Origin of the sequence: Streptomyces sp. SN-593, from assembly GCF_016756395.1 — a bacterium.
Lineage (GTDB): Bacteria > Actinomycetota > Actinomycetes > Streptomycetales > Streptomycetaceae > Actinacidiphila > Actinacidiphila reveromycinica.
Genome location: NZ_AP018365.1, coordinates 3,030,293 through 3,050,570 on the forward strand (window position 1 = coordinate 3,030,293; position 20,278 = coordinate 3,050,570).

The window sequence follows — 20,278 nt, forward strand, 5'->3', positions numbered from 1 at the left end:
CTTGTCGTGCCGCTGCGACCGTCAGGCCGCGGCGCCGTTGCCGCCGCCGCGGTTGACCAGGCGCGGGGTGAGGCGGAAGCCGATCCCGCCCGCGATCAGGGTCGCGGCCCCGATGATCATGAAGGTGGTGCCGCTGGAGCCGGTCTCGGCCAGCTGCGAGGTGGTCTGGCCCTGCTGGACCTGCTGGTTGTCGGTGCTGGCGTTGTTGCCGCAGTCGACGCTGTCGCCGGACAGGGTGCAGGTGTTGTCGTTGCCGCCCGAGGTGGACGAGCCACCCGAGGTGGAGGAGCCACCGCCGGAGGACGACGAACCGCCCGTGCTCGACGAACCGCCGGAGGTGGAGCCGCCGGAGGAGGAACCACCCGAGGTGGTCGTCCCGCCGTTGTCGGTGGTCCCGCCGTTGTCGGTGGTGCCACCGTTGTCGGTCGTCCCGCCGTTGTCACCGGTACCGCCGTCGTCGGTGGTCCCACCGTTGTCGGTCGTCCCGCCGTCGTCGGTGGTACCGCCGTCGTCGGTCGTACCGCCGTTGTCACCGGTACCGCCGTCGTCGGTGGTCCCACCGTTGTCAGTGGTACCGCCGTCGTCGGTCGTACCGCCGTTGTCACCGGTACCGCCGTCGTCGGTCGTACCGCCGTTGTCGGTCGTACCGCCGTCGTCAGTGGTGCCACCGTTGTCACCGGTACCGCCGTCGTCGGTACCACCGATGGTCACACCGAGCGTGTCGCCGCCGTTGGTGACGCCGAGCGTGTCGCCCGGCGCGTCAGCCGGCTGCACGTTCGAGGTGCCGCTCGGCTGGGAGGCGGCCTGGGCCGCGCCCACGGCCGTCAGGGAGGCGCCGGCCGCGATGACGGCGGCCGCGGCTATGCGGGTGACGCGCAGCCGTGTGTTGCGCTTGGTCATGTCTCAAGTACCCCCATCAGAATGTCTGCTTAGGGATGCGCAGCGATGCGGAGTGCGGTGCCACTGGGGCCCGGATGCGCCCGCCCCAAACGCTCACACCGCATGAAGTTGCGCATGCCGCGCAACACCCTCGCCACTTTGCCCGGGACCGTCAAGGCCGTTACGGACGCCTTGGGCGAATTGCCCGCCTGTGCCCGTCAGTTCTGTACAGCACTGTGACACGGGCGACGCGACTGCCGTCGCGGCGGCCCGTCACGCGTCGGTCTTCTCGCGGGACTTGCGCCAGCGGATGCCCGCCTCGATGAACCCGTCGATGTCGCCGTCGAGCACGCCCTGCGGGTTGCCGACCTCGTGCTCGGTCCGCAGGTCCTTCACCATCTGGTACGGGTGCAGGACGTACGAACGCATCTGGTTGCCCCAGGAGTTGCCGCCATCGCTCTTGCCGAGCGAGTCCATCAGGGCCTGCTCCTCCTGGCGGCGCCGTTCGAGCAGCTTGGCCTGGAGGACGTTCATCGCGCTCGCCTTGTTCTGGATCTGCGAGCGCTCGTTCTGGCAGGAGACCACGATGCCGGTCGGCAGGTGGGTGATGCGGACGGCGGAGTCCGTGGTGTTGACGCCCTGGCCGCCGGGGCCGGACGCGCGGTAGACGTCGACGCGCAGCTCGGACTCGTCGATCTCGACGTGGTCGGACTGCTCGACGACGGGCAGCACCTCGACCCCGGCGAAGGAGGTCTGCCGGCGCCCCTGGTTGTCGAAGGGCGAGATCCGCACCATGCGGTGGGTGCCCTGCTCGACGGAGAGCGTGCCGTAGGCGTACGGCGCCTTGACGGTGAAGGTGGTCGACTTGATGCCGGCCTCCTCCGCGTACGACGTCTCGTAGACCTCGGTGGGGTAGCCGTGCCGCTCGGCCCAGCGCAGGTACATCCGCTGGAGCTGCTCGGCGAAGTCCGCGGCGTCCACGCCGCCGGCCTCGGCGCGGATGTTGACCAGCGCCTCGCGGGCGTCGTACTCGCCGGACAGGAGGGTGCGGACCTCCATCTCGTCCAGCGCCTTGCGGACCTGCTCCAGCTCGGCCTCGGCCTCGGTGCGGGTGTCGGCGTCGTCCTCGGCCTCGGCGAGTTCGAAGAGCACCCCGAGGTCGTCGATCCGGCCGCGGAGCGCCTCGGTCTTGCGCAGCTCGGCCTGGAGGTGCGAGAGGCGGCTGGTGACCTTCTGCGCGTTCTCCGGGTCGTCCCAGAGGGAGGGCGCCGCGGCCTGCTCCTCGAGCGCGGCGATGTCGCCCCGCATCCGGTCGAGGTCCAGTACGGCCTCGATCGACCCCATGGTGGAGGAGAGGGACTTCAGTTCTTCGGAAACGTCGACGATCGCCACGGGGTCCAGCCTACCGGCTGGTCGGGTGAAGGGCGGTTTTCGGTCGAACGGCGGTCTCGGAGCAGGTCGCCCGGTGCGCCGCGCGGGACGTCCCACGGGCCCGGTGCCGGGCCGTACGGCCGGGCCGTACACAGGGCCCCGTACGCCGGGCCGGGCGGCAGCCCGCGGCGTACGCTCCCCCGGCTCACGCGGTGGCCGTCGCGCGGGAGAGCCGGCCCCCCGCGGTCAGCAGGTAGACCTCCAGGGTGCGGGAGGAGGCGCCGGCACCGACCGGGCCGATCGCGCCCTCGGGCCGGGCCAGGGCGCCGGCCGGCGCGGCGCCCTCGGCGCCACGGTCGTCCGCCGCGTCGACCACCAGGCCGCCGGAGAAGACGTAGAGGTGGTCGCCGGCGGGCAGCGCCTCCACCCGGGCGCTGCCGTCGACCGTGGTGAGCACGGACGCGGGCCGCCAGGCGCCGTCGGAGAACGGCAGCCGCAGCACCGCGTTGTCGGCCTTGCGCACGACGAAGGCGTCCAGGCTGCCGCGGCCGGTGGAGACCAGCGCGGGCGCGTCCTTGATCCGGCCCGGCGCGGGCACGGTCGCCCAGGCGTTCCAGCGGCCGTCCACCAGGGAGGCGGTGACGAGGTCGCCGCCGACCCGTCCGACCAGGTCGATCCGGCCGGGCGCGGAGGAGGCGGCCGCCGGGGCCGCGTCGAAGTGGGTGCGCTCGTCCACCTGGAGCCAGGGCTGCCAGTAGCCGCCGGCCAGGGTGCGGCGGTAGAGCAGGCCGTCGGTGCCGAGGGCGAACAGGTCGATCGACCCGGACCGGGCGGACACCACCGCCGGGTCGGCCTGGACGCTTATCCCGGTGAGCTTGTGCCAGGGGCCGTAGCCCGAGCCGTCCCGGACCACGTACCAGACGTTCTTGTCGGTTCCGCGGGCGAAGACGTAGGTGTCGCCGCCCATGACGAGCACCCGGGGGCCGCCGGTCAGCGCCACGCCGGCGGCGGGCGCGTCGTGGAAGGCCGACCACTTCGGCAGGTCGACCGGTGCCCCGGTGCGGCCCTGCGGGGAGTCGGCGGCGCCGGTCGGTGCGGCTGTGGCGGTGTGGTCGGCGCTGGTGTCGCGGGCCGGGTCGGTGTCCGGGTCGGTGGCGGTCGCGTCGCCCTTGTCGTCGCGGGAGGTGCCGCCGGAGCCGGAGTGGCCGCCGTGGTCGGCGGAGCCGGCCGACGCGATGCCCCAACCGCCGAGCCCGGCGACGGCGAGCGCGGCCGCGGCGGCCGCGGCGAGCTTGATCCGCCGCTGGCGCACGGCGTCGGAGACCGAGCGGTGGCGGGGGCTGGCCGGGCGGTCGGGGGCGGAGGCCCGGCCCTTTCCCGCGCCCTTGCCGCCGCCGGCGCCCGCGCCGGCCGGGCCGACCGGCGCCTCGGGGTGGCCGCCGCGGCCGGGGCGGGCGGCCTCGGCGCCGAACCCGGCCAGTTCCTCGGCGGTGGGGAGCTTGATGCTCGTGTGGGTGTCGCGGCTGGAGTCCGGGGCGGCGCCGCGCACCAGCGGCACCGCACCGCGTCTGCGGTCGCGGTCCGGCCGCCCGGTGCCGCCGCCGGCGCCGGAGCGCGCGGGATCGGGATCGACGCCGAAGCCGGCGGGCCGGGCCGGCTCGTCCGCGTCGTCGTACACGCCGCCGGCCCGCTCCGGCTCTCCCCCGGCGCCCGGCGCGGCCACGTCCAGCGCCGGCTCTCCGGCCAGGTCCGGCAGCAGCTCCCGCAGCCGCGCGGCGAGCTCCCCCGCCTTCAGCCGGGACGCCGGGGCCTTGGCCAGGCACTGCGCGAGGATCTGCCACAGCTCCCCGGACAGCCCGGGCAGCGGCTGGACGGCCTCGGTGACGTGCCGGCGCAGGACGGCGCCGGGGTGGCCGCCGCCGAACGGCGTGAACCCGGCCAGGAGTTCGTACAGCACCGTGGCCAGGGCGTAGATGTCGACGGAGGCGCGCGGCGGCAGTCCCTCGATGATCTCGGGGGCGAGGTAGTCGGGGGTGCCGATGATCCGGGTCGCGCGGGTGCGGCGCGGGGTGTCCACGAGGCGGGCGATGCCGAAGTCGGTGAGCAGCGCGGGCGGGGCGCCGCCGGGCCCGGGCGGGGCGGCCGAGTCGAGCAGCACGTTCTCGGGCTTCACGTCGCGGTGCACCACGCCGCCGGCGTGGGCGGCGGCCAGGCCGTCCGCGACGTCGACGGCGATCGCGACCGCCGCCTCGGGCGGCAGGCGGCGATCGCGCTCCAGCCGGGAGCGCAGGTCGGTGCCGCGCACCAGCTCCATCACCAGGGCGAGGTCGCTGCCGTCGACCACGAGGTCGCGGATGCCGACGATGTGCGGGTCGTCCAGGGACAGCAGCGCGGTGCGCTCCTGCACGAAGCGGCCCACCAGGTCCTGGTCGGAGGCGAGGTCCTCGCGCAGCAGCTTGATGGCGACCGGGCCTTCGGGTCCCTCGCCGAGCCACACGGTGCCCGCGGAACCGCGTCCCAGCACCTGGTGGGCGGTGTACCGGCTGCCGATCTTCCTGGCCAAGGCTGCTCCGACTCCTCCGACGGTCCGCCGCGTCGCCATCGGTCGCGGGCGCCGGGTGGGACCGGGACGCCGTGCGGCACCGCGTGATGGCTCGTGTTGGCGACAAAGCTACGCGGCCCGGGGGCAGTTCGGGACGCCCCCGGCCGGTGAGGAGGCGTTCTGCCGGAGAAATCACCCTCTGGAAGTCGACAAATCCTCAAACAAGGGTGCGGAAGAAGGCGCGGGCGCCCGCCCGCCGTGGGGCGGCGCGGCAGCGGAGAAGGAGCGGGCGAACCGGGGAGAGGGTCGGGCGAACCGTGGGCGGGCCGCCGTCAGTTGCCCGAGCCGCCGCCGGAGTCGCCGGTGATCGCGGAGACCTTGTCCCACGCGGTGTGCACCCAACTCGACGTCGCGTCCCACAGGTTGCGGGTGCTGTTCACCCAGTCCGGCAGCGGCGTCGTGTACCAGACCACGACGAAGATGACGACGAGCACCAGGACCACCATCAGGCAGCCCTTCAGGCAACCGAGGCCCGGGATCTTCATCGGGTTGGCGCTGCGCCGCGGCTCGCGCGGCTCGCGGGCGCGGGCGGGCGGCGCCGGGGCCGGCGGGCGCTGGGGTTCGTACCGCTGGGGTGCGTGGCTCTGCGGGGGCGGCTGGTAGCGCTGCTGGGGCTGCGGGGCCTGCTGCTGCGGGTAGCCGTACGGACCGGACCGGCCCTGGCCGCCCTGCCGGGGGCCGCCGTACTGCTGCGGCGGCTGCGCGGGCTGCTGCTGCGGCCGGCGGACCGGGCGGCGGTGGAGCGGGTCCATCTCCCGCCGGCTGACCTCGGTCTGCTCGTTGCGGTGGCGGGCGGCGCTGAGCTGGGACTCCCACGGGTGCGGGCCCTGGGCCTGCGGCGGGCCCTGGGCCTCGGCGGCGGGCAGCACGCGGGTGCCGTCGGCGGCGCCGGCCGGGTCGGAGCCCGCCCCGGCAGCGTCGGCGGCGTTCGCGGCGTCGGCGGCCTCCACCACACCGCGGTAGCGGTCCGAGGACAGCACGCCGGTCGTCGCGTTCGGGTCGTACGCCGTGCTGCCGGCCGGCAGCACCTGGGTCGGCTCGGCGTCGCCGGTGCCCGGCACCACGGCCGGGTCGGCCTCGGGGCCGAGCAGCGCGCCCACCCCGAACGCGGCCTCGACCTGCGCCGGGCTGGCGTGCACCCCCACGCCCGCGGCGACCACCCGCAGCGCCCGCGCCAGGTTCTCCGCGCCGGGCCGCTGCTCGGGGTCCTTGCGCAGGCAGCGCTCGATGACGGTCCACAGCGGTTCCGGCACGTTGCCCGGGCGCACCGCCTGGTCGGTCATGTGGGCGCGCAGCACCTCCAGCGCGGACTCGCCGCGGAACGGCGGGCGCCCGGTGACCAGCTCGTACATCAGCACGCCGGCGCCGTAGACGTCGACGGCCGACGTCTGCGGGCGGCCCTGCGCGGACTCCGGGGCGACGTACGCCGGGGTGCCCACGAACTCCTGGGTGCGGGTCACCCCCGGGGAGTCGGCCAGCCGGGCGATGCCGAAGTCGGTGAGCATCGGGTGCATCGACTCGGTGCCGTCCTCGCCGGTGGTGGTGGCGAGCAGCACGTTGGCGGGCTTGAGGTCGCGGTGCACGATGCCGTCGGCATGGCTGGCGGCCAGCGCGTCGGCGACCGCGGCGGTCAGCAGGGCGGTGCCGACCGGGCTGAACGGGCCGTTCTCCCGCAGGTAGCGGTGCAGGTCCGGGCCGTCGATCAGGTCCATGACCAGGGCGAGCAGATCGCCCTCGACCACCAGGTCGCGGACCCGCACGATGTGCGGGTGGCGCAGCCGGAGCAGGGCGGAGCGCTCCCGCAGGAAGCGCATCACCACGTCCGGGTCGCCGGCCAGTTCCTCCTTGAGGACCTTGACCGCGACCAGGGAGTCGTCGTCGCGCACCCGGGCACGCCAGACGGTCCCGGTGGCACCGCGTCCGAGCGGTTCCTCCAGAAGGTATTTGCTGCCTACCGGCCGCACGTCATGCGCTCCCTGCTGCCTGATGGTTCTTCCCGGTCCGGCCCAGCGTAGAGCCTGCCGCGGCGCGGTGCCGGGTTCCCCTGGAGACGCCGCGCCACCTCCGGCGGTTGCCCTCCCCCGCAGGAACGGTCCGCCCGCACCCCCTGGCCCGCCCGCGCCGCCGCGGCCGACCGTGCCGCGGTACCGGGTGGCGGGCCCGGTGGGGCCCCCGGTGGGGCCGGGTGGCGGGCCCGGTGGGGGCCGGGTGGCGTGCCCGGTGCGGCCGGCTCCGGGGGAGGGTGGGGGCGAAGGGGCGGCGGAGGGTGGGAGGATGCATGCGTCAAGTCACCGTGCACACGCACCCGTAGGGGCGCCGCGGGGGTGACGGCATAGGCGTACGTCGAGGCGCGGACGCGGGCGGGGAGGGTCTTCCCGGCGCGTGCCCGGGCCACGGGGAGAAGGGACCGCGGACGAGATGCAGATCCGGCTGACCGTCCTCGGGCCGCGCGGCAGCGGCCGGGCAGCTCGCGGGTGTGACGTGCTCGTCACGGCCCCCGCGGGCACCACCCTGGGCGCCGTGGCGGGCGCCCTCGCCTCGGCGGCCGGCACGGCGCGTCCCGGCGGCCGCGCCTCGGGCGCCCCCGTCGCGCTGTACGCCGGCACCGGCCGCCTCGCCCCGACCGCGGTGCTGGGCGCACCGCCGCTCGTGGACGGCGCGCTCCTGTCGCTGCACGCCCCCGCCGAGCAGCACGGCGACCAGGGCCAGCACGGCGATCACGGCCAGTACGGCCGCTTCGGGCAGTACGGCAGGCCGCCGGCCGACCTGGCCGCGCTGCACGTGGTCGGCGGCCCCGACGCGGGCGGGGTGCACTTGCTCCAGGGCGGCCAGGCGGCGGTCGGCCGCTCGGCCGACGCCGACGTGCCGCTCGACGACCCGGACGTCTCGCGCCTGCACTGCGAGATCGCGGTCGGCTCAGACGGCACGGTCACCGTCGCCGACCTCGGCTCGACCAACGGCACCACCCTGTCCGGCCGCCCGGTCGGCGTCCACCCGCTGCCGTTCGCGCCCGGCGCGCTGCTGCGGATCGGCGAGTCCACGCTCGGCCTCACCCCGGCGCACCCGGCCACTCCCGCGCCGCTGGCGACCGCCCCGGACGGCGAGGGGCACCTGCGGGTCGCCTCACGCGGCGCCGGCGGGCCCGAGGCGGCCGCGGAGCAGGACGGCTCCGGCGCGTTCGGCGGCGGCCCGTACGACGCCGCGGCCACCGCCGGCGCGCACCCGCGGGAGGAGGCCGGCGGCGGCGCGGACGCGTACGGCGCGGACCGGCCCGGGGCGGGCGGGGACGTCAGCGGCAACCCCCCGGGCAGCGGCAGGGGCAGCGGCAATGGTGGAGGGCCCGCTCACGGAACCGGCTCCCGTCCGGGCGGCACGGCCGAACCGGAGTGGCCGCCCGCCGAACCGCCCGCCGCGGACAGTTCCCGGCGCCCCACCGGCGAGCGCAACCGCCGCGACCTCGACGAGCCGCCGCGCGCCGGCGTCGTCGGCGCCATAGGCGCCTGGGCCCGTCGGCTGGCCGGCAGCCGGCCCGGGCCCGACGACGGCGGACCCGTGCCCGCCGCAAACGACCCGGCTGCCGCGGAGGCGCTGCGCGGGCGCTGGCCGGACCCGGCGGCGGTCCTGCTGACCGCACTCGGCCCGGGCCGGCGGCTGTGGGAGCGCGGCCACGCCCACCCCGACGCGCTGACGGTGCGCCTGGGCACCGCCGACCTGGCCGCGCCGGACGGCGGCGGCCTGCTGCGCGACGCCCCGTACACCGTGGACCTGCGGGCGCCGGCCAGTTCCTCGCTCACGCTGGCCGGGCCCCGGCCGCGGCTGGCCGGGCTGGCCCGGGCGGTGCTCGCGCAGCTCTGCGCGCTGCACTCCCCCGCCGTGCTGGAGGTGGCGCTGGTCAGCGCCGACCGGACCCGGGGTGCGGACGAGCGCACCGAGGAGTGGTCCTGGCTGAACTGGCTGCCGCACCTGCGTCCCGCGCACGGCCAGGACTGCCGGCTGCTGCTCGCCTTCGACCGCGACCAGGCCGAGGCGCGCGTCTCCGAGCTGGTACGGCGGCTGGAGTCCGGGCCGCTGGGGCCCGGCTGGGCGAGCGCGCCGCCGTCCGCGGTCGCCGCGGCCGCCGCCCGCCACGACGGCCCGTACACCCTGGTCGTCCTCGACGGAGACCCCGGCTCGGCGGCGCTGCGCGACGCGCTGGGCCGGATAGCCGTGGCCGGACCGTCGGCCGGCATCCATCTGCTGTGCCTCGTCGAGACCGGGGAGCGCCCCGCCGTCCAGGGCGGTCTGACCGCCCGGGTCTGCGGCGACGTGGCGACCACGCTGCGGCTGGAGCCGGCCCCGGGGGCCGACGGCGACGCGGCGGCGGGCGCGGGCGCCCACCCGGCGGAGCCCGTGGACGGCGTGGTCGTGCTGGACGCGGTGTCGGCGGCGTGGGCCGAGCATTTCGCCCGGGCCCTCGCGCCGCTGCGGGAGGCCGACGCGGGGGCGGTGGACGTGCCCTCGCGGCATGTGCTGCCCGGCGCGGTACGGCTGCTGGACGAGCTCGACCTGGCGATCGCGACGCCGGCGCGGATCGCGGCGCGGTGGGCCGAGGCGCCCGGTGCCGCCTCCGGGGCCACCGCGGTGATCGGGGTGGGCGCGGGCGGCCGGGTGGCCGTGGACCTGGTGGCGGAGGGGCCGCACGCGATGCTCGGGGGCGCGCCGGGCTCCGGCAAGACGGAGCTGCTGCGCTCGGTGGTGGCGGCCCTGGCGGCGGCCGACCGGCCGGAGCGGCTGGCCCTGGTGCTGGTGGACGGCGCGGGGACGGAACACGGCGAGGGGCTCGGCTCCTGCGCGGACCTGCCGCACGTCTCCACCCACCTGGTGGCCTCGGACCCGGTCCGGATGCGGGAGTTCGCGCAGGCGCTGAGCGCGGAGCTGAAGCGGCGGGCGGAGGTGCTGGGCGGCGAGGACTTCGCGGCGTGGCACGGCCGGGGCCCGGCGGCGGGGATGGTGCCGCACCAGGGCGGGCGCAGGGGCGCCCCGGGCGCGGACCAGGGTCCGGGGTCCGGGTCGGGCACGGGTGCGGGTGCGGGGCCCGGTACGGGTGCGGGTGGCGGCCGGGGCGCGGCCTCAGGCGGAGCGCGTACGGGGGGCGGCGCGAGTGCTTCCGTAGGCGGCGCGAGTGCTTCGGTGGGCGCGGGCGGTTCCGCCGGGGCGGGCGCTTCGGTGGGCGGGAGCGGCTCGGCGAGCGGAGGCGGCCCCGGGGGCGGCGTGCGGCCCGTGCTCCCGCGCCTGGTCGTCGTCGTGGACGACTTCGACGCGCTCGTGGCGCCGGGGCTCGGCAGCCCGGGGCGGCCGTCCGCGGGCAGCGTGGTGCGGGCGCTGGAGGCGGTGGCGCGTGACGGCGAACGGTTGGGCGTGCACCTGTTCGCCGCGACCGGCCGGCCCGAGCGGACCGCGGGCACCGAGACCGACGAACGGGCCCGGTTGCGCATCGCGTTGCGGACCGCCGACCCGGAGTCGGCGGCGCTGCTGGTCCATGTCGAGGATCCGGCGGGGCTGGACGACGCGGTGCCCGGACGCGGCTACCTGAGGCGCCCCGGCGGCGCGGTGACGCCGTTCCAGGCCGCCCGGGTCAGCGCGCGCATCCCGCGGACGGCGACGCTGCGGCCGACCGTGGTGCCGCTGGAGTGGGAGCGGATGGGCGACCCGCCGGCCCGCCGCCAGGTGCGCGAACTCGGCAACGGGCCGACCGACCTGGCGCTCCTGGCCAGCGCCCTCCAGCGTGCCGCCGAGACGCCGGCCGACGACGCCGCCGCGCCGCGCGCTCCGCTGCCCTCGGCCGCCACCGCGCCGGCCGCGCTGATCCAGCCGCGCATCTGACCTCCGCACGCGTCGAGCGCCCGTCCGCGGGTGTCCTCGACGCCCGCCTCCCTCGTCTTTCCCCCAACAGCGCCCGACCGACGCTCTGGTGACGCCTCGACAGCTCCACGGCACCGCCCGGGCAGCCACGATGAGGCGCGGCTTTCGACCCTGACCTGACGGTCCGTCCTACCCTGCCCCCGAAGGGTTCGCTTCAAGATCACGGCATCGTCACAATGACCCCCGCAAGCTCGCGCAAGACCTTGCGAGCGCCATCGCGCCGGGCGTAGACAGTCGCCAACGGGACTGAGGGGAACACGACATGCGTACCGTAAGGCGCACTCACATCACCTACGCGCGACGACGCAGCACTACGCGCATAGCTCTCGCGGCGGTGGCGGTGTCCGCGCTCGCGCTCACCACCGCGGCCTGCGGCGGGGACAGTGACAAGAAAGACGATTCCAAGAGCACGTCGTCGGCCTCCTCATCGGGGAGTGACGGGAGCGAGCTGAACCTGCCCGACCTGCACGGGCAGAAGCTCGAGGTCGCGGCGGTGTGGACCGGCCCCGAACAGAAGGCGTTCCAGAAGGTGCTGGACCAGTTCGACAAGCTCACCGGGGCGAAGTCCACCTTCGTACCGACCGGTGACAGCCAGTCGACCTTCCTCGGCACGAAGATCGAGGGCGGCGCCCCGCCGGACGTGGCGTTCCTCGCCCAGCCCGGCGTGCTGCACCAGTTCGCGGACAAGGGCTGGCTGAAGCCGCTCGGCGCGAGCGCGCAGGCGCAGTTGAGCAAGAACTACTCCAAGGGCTGGCAGGACCTGGGCGCCTGGAAGGGCAAGCAGTACGGGGTCTACGCCAAGGTCGCCAACAAGTCGCTGATCTGGTACAACACCTCGGCCTTCAGCAACGCGGGCGCGACCGTGCCGAAGACCTGGTCGGACTTCCTGAAGACCGCCGAGACCGTCTACGAGTCCGGCACCCCGGCGGTGTCGATCGGCGGCGGGGACGGCTGGACCCTCACCGACTGGTTCGAGAACATCTACCTCTCGCAGGCCGGTCCGGAGAAGTACGACGAGCTGACCGCGCACACGATCAAGTGGACGGACCCGTCGGTCAAGACCGCGCTGACCACGCTGGCGCAGCTCTTCGGCAACAAGGACCTGGTCGCCGGCGGCACCTCCACGGCGCTCGCCGACGACTTCCCGAAGTCGGTGACCCAGGTGTTCAGCGGCAACCCGCCGAAGGCCGCGATGGTCTACGAGGCCGACTTCGTGTCGTCGTTCATCACCGCCAACACCAAGGCGAAGGTCGGCACGGACGCGAAGGTGTTCCCGTTCCCGGCCGTCGGCAACGGCAAGGCGCCGGTGGTCAGCGGCGGCGACGTCGGCGTGGCGCTGAAGGACAACGCGGGCGCGCAGGCGCTGCTCACCTACGTGGCGTCCACCGACGCGGCCAAGATCTGGGCGTCCAGCGGCGGTTACCTCTCGCCGAACAAGTCGCTGCCGTTCTCGGCGTACCCGGACGCGACCGAGCGCACCATCGCCCAGTCGCTGATCGCCTCCGGCGACGACTTCCGGTTCGACATGTCGGACCAGGCGCCCGCGGCCTTCGGCGGCACCAAGGGCCAGGGCGAGTGGAAGGACCTCCAGGACTTCCTCGCCAAGCCGTCCGATGTGGCCGGCACGCAGGCGAAGCTGGAGTCGGACGCGGCCAAGGCGTACGGGAGCTGAGGTCGGATGGCTGACGCCTCTGTTCCAGGGGCGAGCGGTCCGGTGGGAGCGGGTGGCGGCGTCTCCGCCGTCCCGGCTCCCGCCGGTCCCGGCTCCGTCGAGGGGCCCGGCTCCGGCCGGCGCCCCGGCAAGCGCCGCAGCATCATGGGCACCCGCCCGTGGATCGCCGCGCTGTTCCTGCTGCCCGCGCTCGTCCTGCTGGGCGCGCTGGTGGCCTATCCGATCGGCTACACGGTCTACCGCAGCCTCTTCGACGCCAGCGGTGACTCGTTCGTCGGCCTGAAGAACTTCCGTACGGTCTTCACCGACCACGGCATCCTCACCGCGGTCCGCAACAACGCGATCTGGGTGGTGGTGGCGCCGACCGTGGCGACCGGTCTCGGGCTGGTCTTCGCGGTGCTCACCGAACGGGTGCGCTGGAGCACCGCGTTCAAGCTGGTCATCTTCATGCCGATGGCCATCTCGATGCTGGCCGCGGGCATCATCTTCCGGCTGGTGTACGAGCAGGACCCCTCGCGCGGGGTGGCGAACGCCGTGGTGGTGGCCGTGCACGACACGTTCACCAGCAACTCCGCCTACCCGGGGGCGCGTCCGCGGCCGGACAGCGACCTGAAGCCGACCGCCGGCGGGTCGTTCACCTCGACCTCCGCCGCGCGTGTCGGCACCTCGGCGGACCTGCCGCTGGTCGGCATCCCGCAGACCGAACTGCCGTCCGACGCGCAGCAGGCCAAGCCGGCCGCGGCGAAGCCGGGCCAGGTCACGGGCACGGTGTGGCTGGACTTCCGGCCCGGCGGCACCGGCAAGCCCGACGTGATCGACCCGGGTGAGAAGGCGCTGTCCGGGGTGAAGGTGGAGGCGGTCGAGAACGGCAAGGTGATCGCCTCGGCCAAGTCCGGCAAGGACGGCACCTACGCGCTGCCGGGGAAGGCGGCCGGCGCCCGACTGCGGTTGCCCGCCTCGAACTTCTCCGGCAAGTACAACGGCATCAACTGGCTCGGACCGGACCTGGTCACCCCGTCGATCATCGGCTCCTACGTGTGGATGTGGGCCGGTTTCGCCATGGTGCTGATCGCGGCGGGACTCGCCGGGGTGCCGCGCGAGCTGCTGGAGCAGGCCCGGGTGGACGGCGCGGGCGAGTGGCAGGTCTTCCGCCGGATCACCGTGCCGCTGCTGGCTCCCGTGCTGGTGGTGGTGATGGTGACACTGATGATCAACGTGTTGAAGATCTTCGACCTCGTCTACATCATCGCGCCGGGCAACACCCAGTCGAACGCCAACGTGCTCGCGCTCCAGCTCTACCTGTCGTCCTTCGGCGGCGGCAACGACCTGGGCGTCGGCAGCGCGATCGGCGTGATCCTGCTGCTGCTGGTGCTGCCGGTCATGATCTTCAACATCCGGCGGCTGCGCAGGGAGGGACGGCGATGAGCGCGGACGCGACGGACGCGGGTGCGGGAGCGGGTGCGCCCACGGGTCCGGGGAGGAGCACGGGCGCGAGGACGGGCACGGGTACGGACCGGGGCACGGGTACGGACCGGGGCCCGGGTACGGACGGGGGCGTGGAGACGGCCGGGACGGGCGCACCGCGCACGGCCTCCGGCGCCGGGCGGCGCGGGATCGGCGCGCGGCTGGCCGGCGCGGCGAGCGGCGGCCTGCTCCGGCTGGTGCTGCTGGTGGTGGCGCTGTTCTGGCTGATGCCCACGGTCGGGCTGCTGCTGTCCAGCCTGCGCAGCCGGCAGGACATCGCGGCCACCGGCTGGTGGAAGGTGTTCACCTCGCCGACCCAGCTCACGGTCACCAACTACCGTTCCCTGCTGGACAACCACGCGATCACCAGTTCGCTGTGGAACACCGCGCTGATCACCGTGCCGGCCACCGTGCTGGTCGTGGTGATCGGGTCGCTGGCCGGCTACGCCTTCGCGTGGATGGAGTTCCCCGGCCGCGACTGGTGGTTCATCGGCGTGGTGGCGATGCTCGTGGTGCCGGTGCAGGTGGCGCTGGTCCCGGTGGCGAAGCTCTTCGGCAAGATCGGGATCTTCGGCGACATCTCCGGGGTGGTGCTCTTCCACACCGCCTTCGGGCTGCCGTTCGCGATCTTCCTGCTGCGGAACTTCTTCGCGGAGATCCCCCGCGAACTGCTGGAGGCGGCGCGGCTGGACGGCGCCGGCGAACTGCGGCTGTTCGTCCGGGTGATCATGCCGCTGGGCGGCCCGGCTATCGCCTCGCTCGGCATCTTCCAGTTCCTGTGGGTGTGGAACGACATGCTGGTCGCGCTGATCTTCGCGAACAGCGACTCGCAGCCGATCACGGTCGCCCTCCAGCAGCAGGTACGGCAGTTCAGCGACAACATCGACATCCTGGCGCCCGGCGCCTTCCTGTCGATGGTGGTCCCGCTGGTCGTGTTCTTCGCGTTCCAGCGGCAGTTCGTCTCCGGTGTGATGGCCGGGGCGGTCAAGTAGCACTTCCACGGCGCCCGTCCACCCGGCCCGTCCGGCGGGTGGACGGGCGCCGCCGTGTCCGCGGCAGGGGCCGGCACGACCGGCGGTGCGGGCGGTCCGGGAAGCTCGGCGACCCGGGTGGGGGCGGCGCAGGTGGGGCGACGCAGGTGGGGCGACGCAGGTGGGGCGGGCGCCACTGCCGGGCGCCCGCCCCCTTCCTCAGTGGTGCGTGCGCAGCAGCGTGCGGAACGTCCGCATCGCCACCGACAGGCTGGCGAGGTCGAACTCCTCCGAGCCCTGGATCTCCTCCAGGGTGGTCCGCGCCCGGTTCACCAGGCCGGAGTTGCGCTCCTCCCACGCCTTGTAGCGCTCCTCCGGGGTCGCTCCGGCCTCGCCCGCGCTCAGCACGTCGGCGGTGAGCGCCGCGTGCGCCGCGAACAGGTCCTCCCGGATCGCGGCCCGCGCCATCGACTGCCAGCGGTCGTCCCGCGGCAACTGGATGATCCGGTCCAGCAGTTGGGTGATGCCCAGCCGGTCGGCGAGGTCGAAGTAGATCTCGGCGACGTCCAGCGGCTCCTTGCCGGCCCGCCTCGCCACGTCCACGATGTCCAGCGCCGGGAACGCCGAGGAGAACCCCGCCACCCTGGTCGCCAGCTCGTCCGGCACCCCGGCGGCGGTCAGCTCGTCGTGCAGCCCGCTGTACCACTCCAGGTCCGCGCCGCACAGCAGTTGCGGCAGCTTCGACCAGACCGCCGTGACGCCCTCACCGAAGAACTCGATGGTCTCGGCGATCTGCAGCGGCTGCATGCGGTTGTTGAGCAGCCAGCGGGTGCCGCGCTCGACCAGCCGCCGAGAATGCAGCCGGATCCGGGTCTGCACGTCGGCCGCGACGGTGTTGTCCAGCGCCTCGACCGCGTCCCAGATCGGGCCGAGGTCGAAGATCGCCCGGGCCGCGGTGTGCGCCCGCACGATCTCCTCGGTGGTCGCGCCGATCTCCTCGCGGAACCGGTGCAGGAAGGTGGTGCCGCCGGTGTTCACCGTGTCGTTGACCAGCACCGTGGTGACGATCTCGCGGTGCAGCGCGTGGTTGTCGATCTGCGTGGCGAAACGCTCCCGCAGGGCCACCGGGAAGTACGCGTGCAGCAACGACCGCAGGTACGGGTCGTCCGGCAGCTCGGTCTGGATCAGCTCGTCGGCCACCGTGATCTTCGCGTAGGCGAGGATGACCGCCATCTCCGGCTGCGTCAGGCCCGTGCCGGCCGCCGACCGCTCGCGGATCTGCCGGTCGGTGGGCAGGAACTCCAGTGCCCGGTCCAGCCGGCCGTCCCGCGCCAGGCGCCGCATGAACCGCTGGTGCGCGTGGAGCAGGCTGCTGGTCTGCGCCATGCTGTTGGCCAGTGCGACGTTCTGCGCGTAGTTGTTGCGCAGCACCAGGTTGCCGACGTCGTGGGTCATCTCGGCGAGCAGGGCGTTGCGCTGCTTGACCGTCATGTCGCCTTCGGCGACGGTGCTGTTGAGCAGCACCTTGATGTTGACCTCGTGGTCCGAGGCGTCCACGCCGGCGCTGTTGTCGATCGCGTCGGTGTTGATCCGGCCGCCGGTGCCCTCGGGCCCGCCGGAACGCGCGAACTCGATCCGGCCGAGCTGCGTGAAGCCGAGGTTGCCGCCCTCGCCGACCACCTTGACCCGCAGGTCGGTGCCGTCGATCCGGATCGGGTCGTTCGCCTTGTCGCCGACGTCCGCCTGCGTCTCGGTGGACGCCTTGACGTACGTGCCGATGCCGCCGTTCCACAGCAGGTCGACCGGGGCCTTCAGGATCGCCTTCATCAGCTCGGCCGGCGTGAGCTTCGCCCCGGCGGACCCGATGCCGAGCGCGGCGCGCACGGCCGCGCTGACCGGGATCGCCTTGGCGGTGCGCGGGTAGATCCCGCCTCCGGCCGAGATCAGCGAGGAGTCGTAGTCGGCCCAGGAGGAGCGCGGCAGTTCGAACATCCGGCGCCGCTCGGCGTAGGAGGTGGCCGCGTCCGGGTTCGGGTCGAGGAAGATGTGGCGGTGGTCGAAGGCGGCCACCAGCCGGATGTGCTCCGACAGCAGCATGCCGTTGCCGAAGACGTCGCCGGACATGTCGCCGATGCCGACGACGGTGAAGTCCTCTTCCTGCGTGTTGTGCCCGGTCTCCCGGAAGTGCCGCTTCACCGACTCCCAGGCGCCGGAGGAGGTGATGGCCATCTTCTTGTGGTCGTAGCCGACCGACCCGCCGGAGGCGAAGGCGTCGCCGAGCCAGAACCCGTACGAGACGGCGACCTCGTTGGCGATGTCGGAGAACGACGCGGTGCCCTTGTCCGCCGCCACCACCAGGTAGGTGTCGTCCTCGTCGTGCCGGACCACGTCCTGCGGCGGCACCACCTCGCCGCCGACCAGGTTGTCGGTGATGTCGAGCAGTCCGGAGATGAACGTCCGGTACGAGGCGATGCCCTCGGCCATCCAGGCGTCCCGGTCGGCTGCCGGGTCCGGCAGCCGCTTGCCGACGAACCCGCCCTTCGCGCCCACCGGCACGATCACGGTGTTCTTCACCATCTGGGCCTTGACCAGGCCCAGCACCTCGGTGCGGAAGTCCTCACGGCGGTCGGACCAGCGCAGTCCGCCGCGCGCGACCTTCCCGAACCGCAGGTGCACGCCTTCCACCCGCGGGCTGTACACCCAGATCTCGTAGGCCGGGCGGGGCGCGGGCAGGTCGGGCACGGCCTGCGGGTCGAACTTGATCGACAGGTAGGAGTGCGGCTTGCCGTCCGCGCCGCGCTGGAAGTAGTTGGTGCGCAGCGTCGCCTTGATCAGGGTGAGGAAGGAGCGCAGGATGCGGTCCTCGTCGAGGCTGGCCACCTGGTCGAGGGCGCCCTCCAGCTCCTCCAGGATGCCGTCGGTCAGCTCGCGGCCGGCCTTCTGGTGGTCGGGCGAGAGCCGGGCCTGGAAGAGGTTGACCAGCAGCCGGGTGGTGTGGACGTTCGTCCGGAGGGTGTCCTCCATGTAGTCCTGGCTGAAGGTCGAACCGGCCTGCCGCAGGTACTTCGCGTAGGCGCGCAGCACCATCGCCTGCCGCCAGTCCAGCCCGGCGCGCAGCACCAGCGAGTTGAAGCCGTCGTTCTCCGCCCGGTCGGTCCAGGTCGCGGCGAACGCCTCCTGGAACCGCTCGCGCGCGTCGTCGCCCAGATCGCCGAGCGCGGGGTCGAGGCGGAGCCCGAAGTCATAGACCCACGCCCGCGAGTTGTCGGCGCGGCGCAGCTCGTAGGGGCGTTCGTCCACGACCTCCACGCCGAGCCGCTGCAACACCGGCAGCACCGCGGACAGCGACACGGGGGCGCCGGTGCGGTAGATCTTGAACCGGCGCTCCTGGGGCGCCGCGGAGACCGGTTCGTAGAGCGAGAGCGTGAAGTCGTCCTCGCCCAGGCTCTCGATGTGCTGGAGGTCCGCCACGGCGACCCGCGGCGCGAAGTCGGCGCGGTAGCCGTCGGGGAACGCGTCCGCGTAGCGCCGGCCGAGTTCGGCGGCGCGCTCCTCGCCGCACTCGGCGTTGAGCGCCTCGGCGAAGCCGTCGGCCCAGGAGCGGGCGGCCGCCGCGAGCCGGTTCTCGATCCGCTCGACGTCCGACTCGTTCAGCTCGGGCAGCCGGCCGCCGGGGTCGACGCGGATCACGAAGTGCAGCCGGGAGAGCACCGACTCGGTGTTCCACGCGGTGAAGTCGACGCTGCGGCCGCCCAGTTCCTCCTGGAGGATGTGGGTCAGCCGCAGCCGCACCGCGGTGGTGTAGCGGTCCCGGGGCAGGTAGACCAGCGCGGAGTAGTACCGGCCGTACTCGTCCTGCCGCAGGTACAGACGCAGCTTCCGGCGCTCCTGCAGGTACAGCACGCTGGTGACGATCGCGCGCAGTTCGTCCACGCCGGTCTGGAACAACTCGTCGCGCGGGTAGGTCTCCAGGATCTGGAGCAGGTCGCGGCCGTCGTGGCTGCCGGCCTGGTAGCCGGAACCCTCCAGGACCTCCTCCACCTTGCGGCGGACCACGGGCACCCGCCGCACCGACTCGGTGTAGGCGCTGGAGGAGAACAGGCCGAGGAAGCGCCGCTCACCGGTCACGTTGCCCTCGGCGTCGAACTTCTTGACGCCGATGTAGTCCAGGTACGACGGGCGGTGCACCGTGGAGCGGCTGTTGGCCTTGGTCAGGATCAGCAGCCGGTGCTCGCGCGCCTTCCTGCGGGCGTCGGCAGGCAGCCGGCTGAAGGACGGTGAGGTGGCGTGGCCGGGGCGCCCGGGGTGGGTGCCGTCGTCGTGCGGGTGCTGCGGGTCCGAGCGCAGGATGCCCAGGCCCGTGCCGGGCACGGCCAGGAGCACGTCCTCGCCTCCGCCCTCGGCGTCGTCACCGGTGGCGGTGGTCAGTTCGTACTCGCGGTAGCCGAGGAAGGTGAAGTGGTCGTCGGCGAGCCAGCGCATCAACTCCCATGCCTCGCTGCTCTCCTGCTCCGGCAGCGGCGGCGGGGAGGCGGCCAGTTCGTCGGCGATGGTGAGCGCCGCCTGGCGCATCTTCGTCCAGTCCTCGACGGACTCGCGCACGTCGGACAGCACCCGGCGCAGGTCGGCGGTGATCTCCTTGATGTCGTCCCGATCGGTCTCCCGGTCGATCTCGACGTGGATCCAGGACTCCACCAGCACGTCGTGCGGCAGCGACTCGCCCTCGGCCTGCGAGGCGTACCCGATGACCTCGATCAGCTTGCCGGCGACGTCCCGCCGGACGTGGAACTGCGGGTGGACGACCACGTGGATCGCCCGGTTCGCCTGGGTCAGCGCGTTGGTGACCGAGTCCACCAGGAAGGGCATGTCGTCCGTGACGACCTCGACCACGGTGTGGCTGCACTGCCAGCCGTTCTGCTCCACCGTCGGGGTGTGCACCCGGAGGTTGGCGGTACCCTGCGGACGGTTCTCCGCGAGGCGGTGGTGCGACATCGCGGCACCGTAGACATCGACCGGGTCTCGGTCGATCAGGTCCTCGGGCGCGCTGTGCAGGTAGTAGCGCTGGAGGAACGCGTTCAGCGCCTGCGCGTCGAGGCCCTGGCCCGGGGGTCCTCCCGCAGGGCTGTTCTCACCTGCCAGAGCCGCCCGTTCGAGAAGCGCCGCCTTGGCCTCGTCCAGCTTGGTCTGCATGTCCTCTGACTCCTGTCGCGCGCCATTGCGTGACGTCGGTTGGTGGCACGACGTACCGCGACGCGGGGTTTCCGCTACGGGACGACGTTATGCCGTGAAGGTGGCTCGTCGTGCCCGTCAGCACGAGATGCCCCCGGAGCACGGATCAACAGTGATCACGCCCGCCAGGCTATCGTCCCGGCCGGGGTGCCTGTCATGCGCCGTCTTCGTACAAATGCACCGCACACG

Annotated in this window: 9 protein-coding genes and 1 pseudogene; 4 read left to right on the top strand and 6 right to left on the bottom strand. The window is 73.9% G+C overall.

Translation table 11 applies throughout. From position 1 onward, the window contains the following. Nucleotides 1-21 precede the first annotated feature (21 nt). The 5 genes and pseudogenes from RVR_RS12505 to RVR_RS12520 all read right to left on the bottom strand — a co-directional run bounded on the left by RVR_RS12505 (nucleotide 22) and on the right by RVR_RS12520 (nucleotide 6,816). On the bottom strand, nucleotides 22-900 hold the full coding sequence (locus RVR_RS12505; RefSeq protein WP_202233923.1) for a hypothetical protein: 879 nt from the start codon (nucleotides 898-900) through the stop codon (nucleotides 22-24). Nucleotides 901-1,152: 252 nt separating this feature from the next. After that, nucleotides 1,153-2,271: a peptide chain release factor 2 gene (gene prfB / locus RVR_RS12510; RefSeq protein ID WP_202233924.1), complete on the bottom strand. Its 1,119-nt coding sequence runs from the start codon at nucleotides 2,269-2,271 to the stop codon at nucleotides 1,153-1,155. Nucleotides 2,272-2,455: 184 nt separating this feature from the next. Next, the gene (locus RVR_RS39305) at nucleotides 2,456-3,487 is read right to left on the bottom strand and encodes a DUF8189 domain-containing protein (protein WP_488165672.1); all 1,032 of its coding nucleotides are present in this window, start codon (nucleotides 3,485-3,487) and stop codon (nucleotides 2,456-2,458) included. Further along, nucleotides 3,479-4,813 (bottom strand): annotated as a pseudogene (locus tag RVR_RS37510) (serine/threonine-protein kinase); the annotation flags it as partial. The pseudogene RVR_RS37510 and the gene RVR_RS39305, both read right to left, overlap by 9 nt. Nucleotides 4,814-5,124: 311 nt before the next feature. Continuing rightward, nucleotides 5,125-6,816: a serine/threonine-protein kinase gene (locus tag RVR_RS12520; RefSeq protein ID WP_202233926.1), complete on the bottom strand. Its 1,692-nt coding sequence runs from the start codon at nucleotides 6,814-6,816 to the stop codon at nucleotides 5,125-5,127. 454 nt (nucleotides 6,817-7,270) lie between these two features. Between RVR_RS12520 and RVR_RS12525 the strand changes: the two genes are divergently transcribed. The 4 genes from RVR_RS12525 to RVR_RS12540 all read left to right on the top strand — a co-directional run bounded on the left by RVR_RS12525 (nucleotide 7,271) and on the right by RVR_RS12540 (nucleotide 14,881). After that, nucleotides 7,271-10,714 carry an FtsK/SpoIIIE domain-containing protein gene (locus tag RVR_RS12525; RefSeq protein ID WP_202233927.1) on the top strand — a complete coding sequence of 1,148 codons (3,444 nt, stop codon included), beginning with the start codon at nucleotides 7,271-7,273 and terminating at the stop codon, nucleotides 10,712-10,714. Nucleotides 10,715-11,015: 301 nt separating this feature from the next. Further along, the gene (locus RVR_RS12530; RefSeq protein ID WP_202233928.1) at nucleotides 11,016-12,425 is read left to right on the top strand and encodes an ABC transporter substrate-binding protein; all 1,410 of its coding nucleotides are present in this window, start codon (nucleotides 11,016-11,018) and stop codon (nucleotides 12,423-12,425) included. Between the two features lie 6 nt (nucleotides 12,426-12,431). Continuing rightward, nucleotides 12,432-13,850 carry a carbohydrate ABC transporter permease gene (locus tag RVR_RS12535; protein ID WP_430393129.1) on the top strand — a complete coding sequence of 473 codons (1,419 nt, stop codon included), beginning with the start codon at nucleotides 12,432-12,434 and terminating at the stop codon, nucleotides 13,848-13,850. A 131-nt stretch (nucleotides 13,851-13,981) separates the two neighbouring features. Further along, nucleotides 13,982-14,881, top strand: coding sequence for a carbohydrate ABC transporter permease (locus RVR_RS12540; protein ID WP_202233929.1), 900 nt, complete (start codon nucleotides 13,982-13,984; stop codon nucleotides 14,879-14,881). Between the two features lie 198 nt (nucleotides 14,882-15,079). On the opposite strand, the gene RVR_RS12545 is transcribed toward RVR_RS12540, so the two are convergent. Next, entirely contained in the window at nucleotides 15,080-20,050 is a 4,971-nt protein-coding gene (locus tag RVR_RS12545) for an NAD-glutamate dehydrogenase (RefSeq protein WP_202233930.1), read from the bottom strand. Between the last annotated feature and the right edge of the window lie 228 nt (nucleotides 20,051-20,278).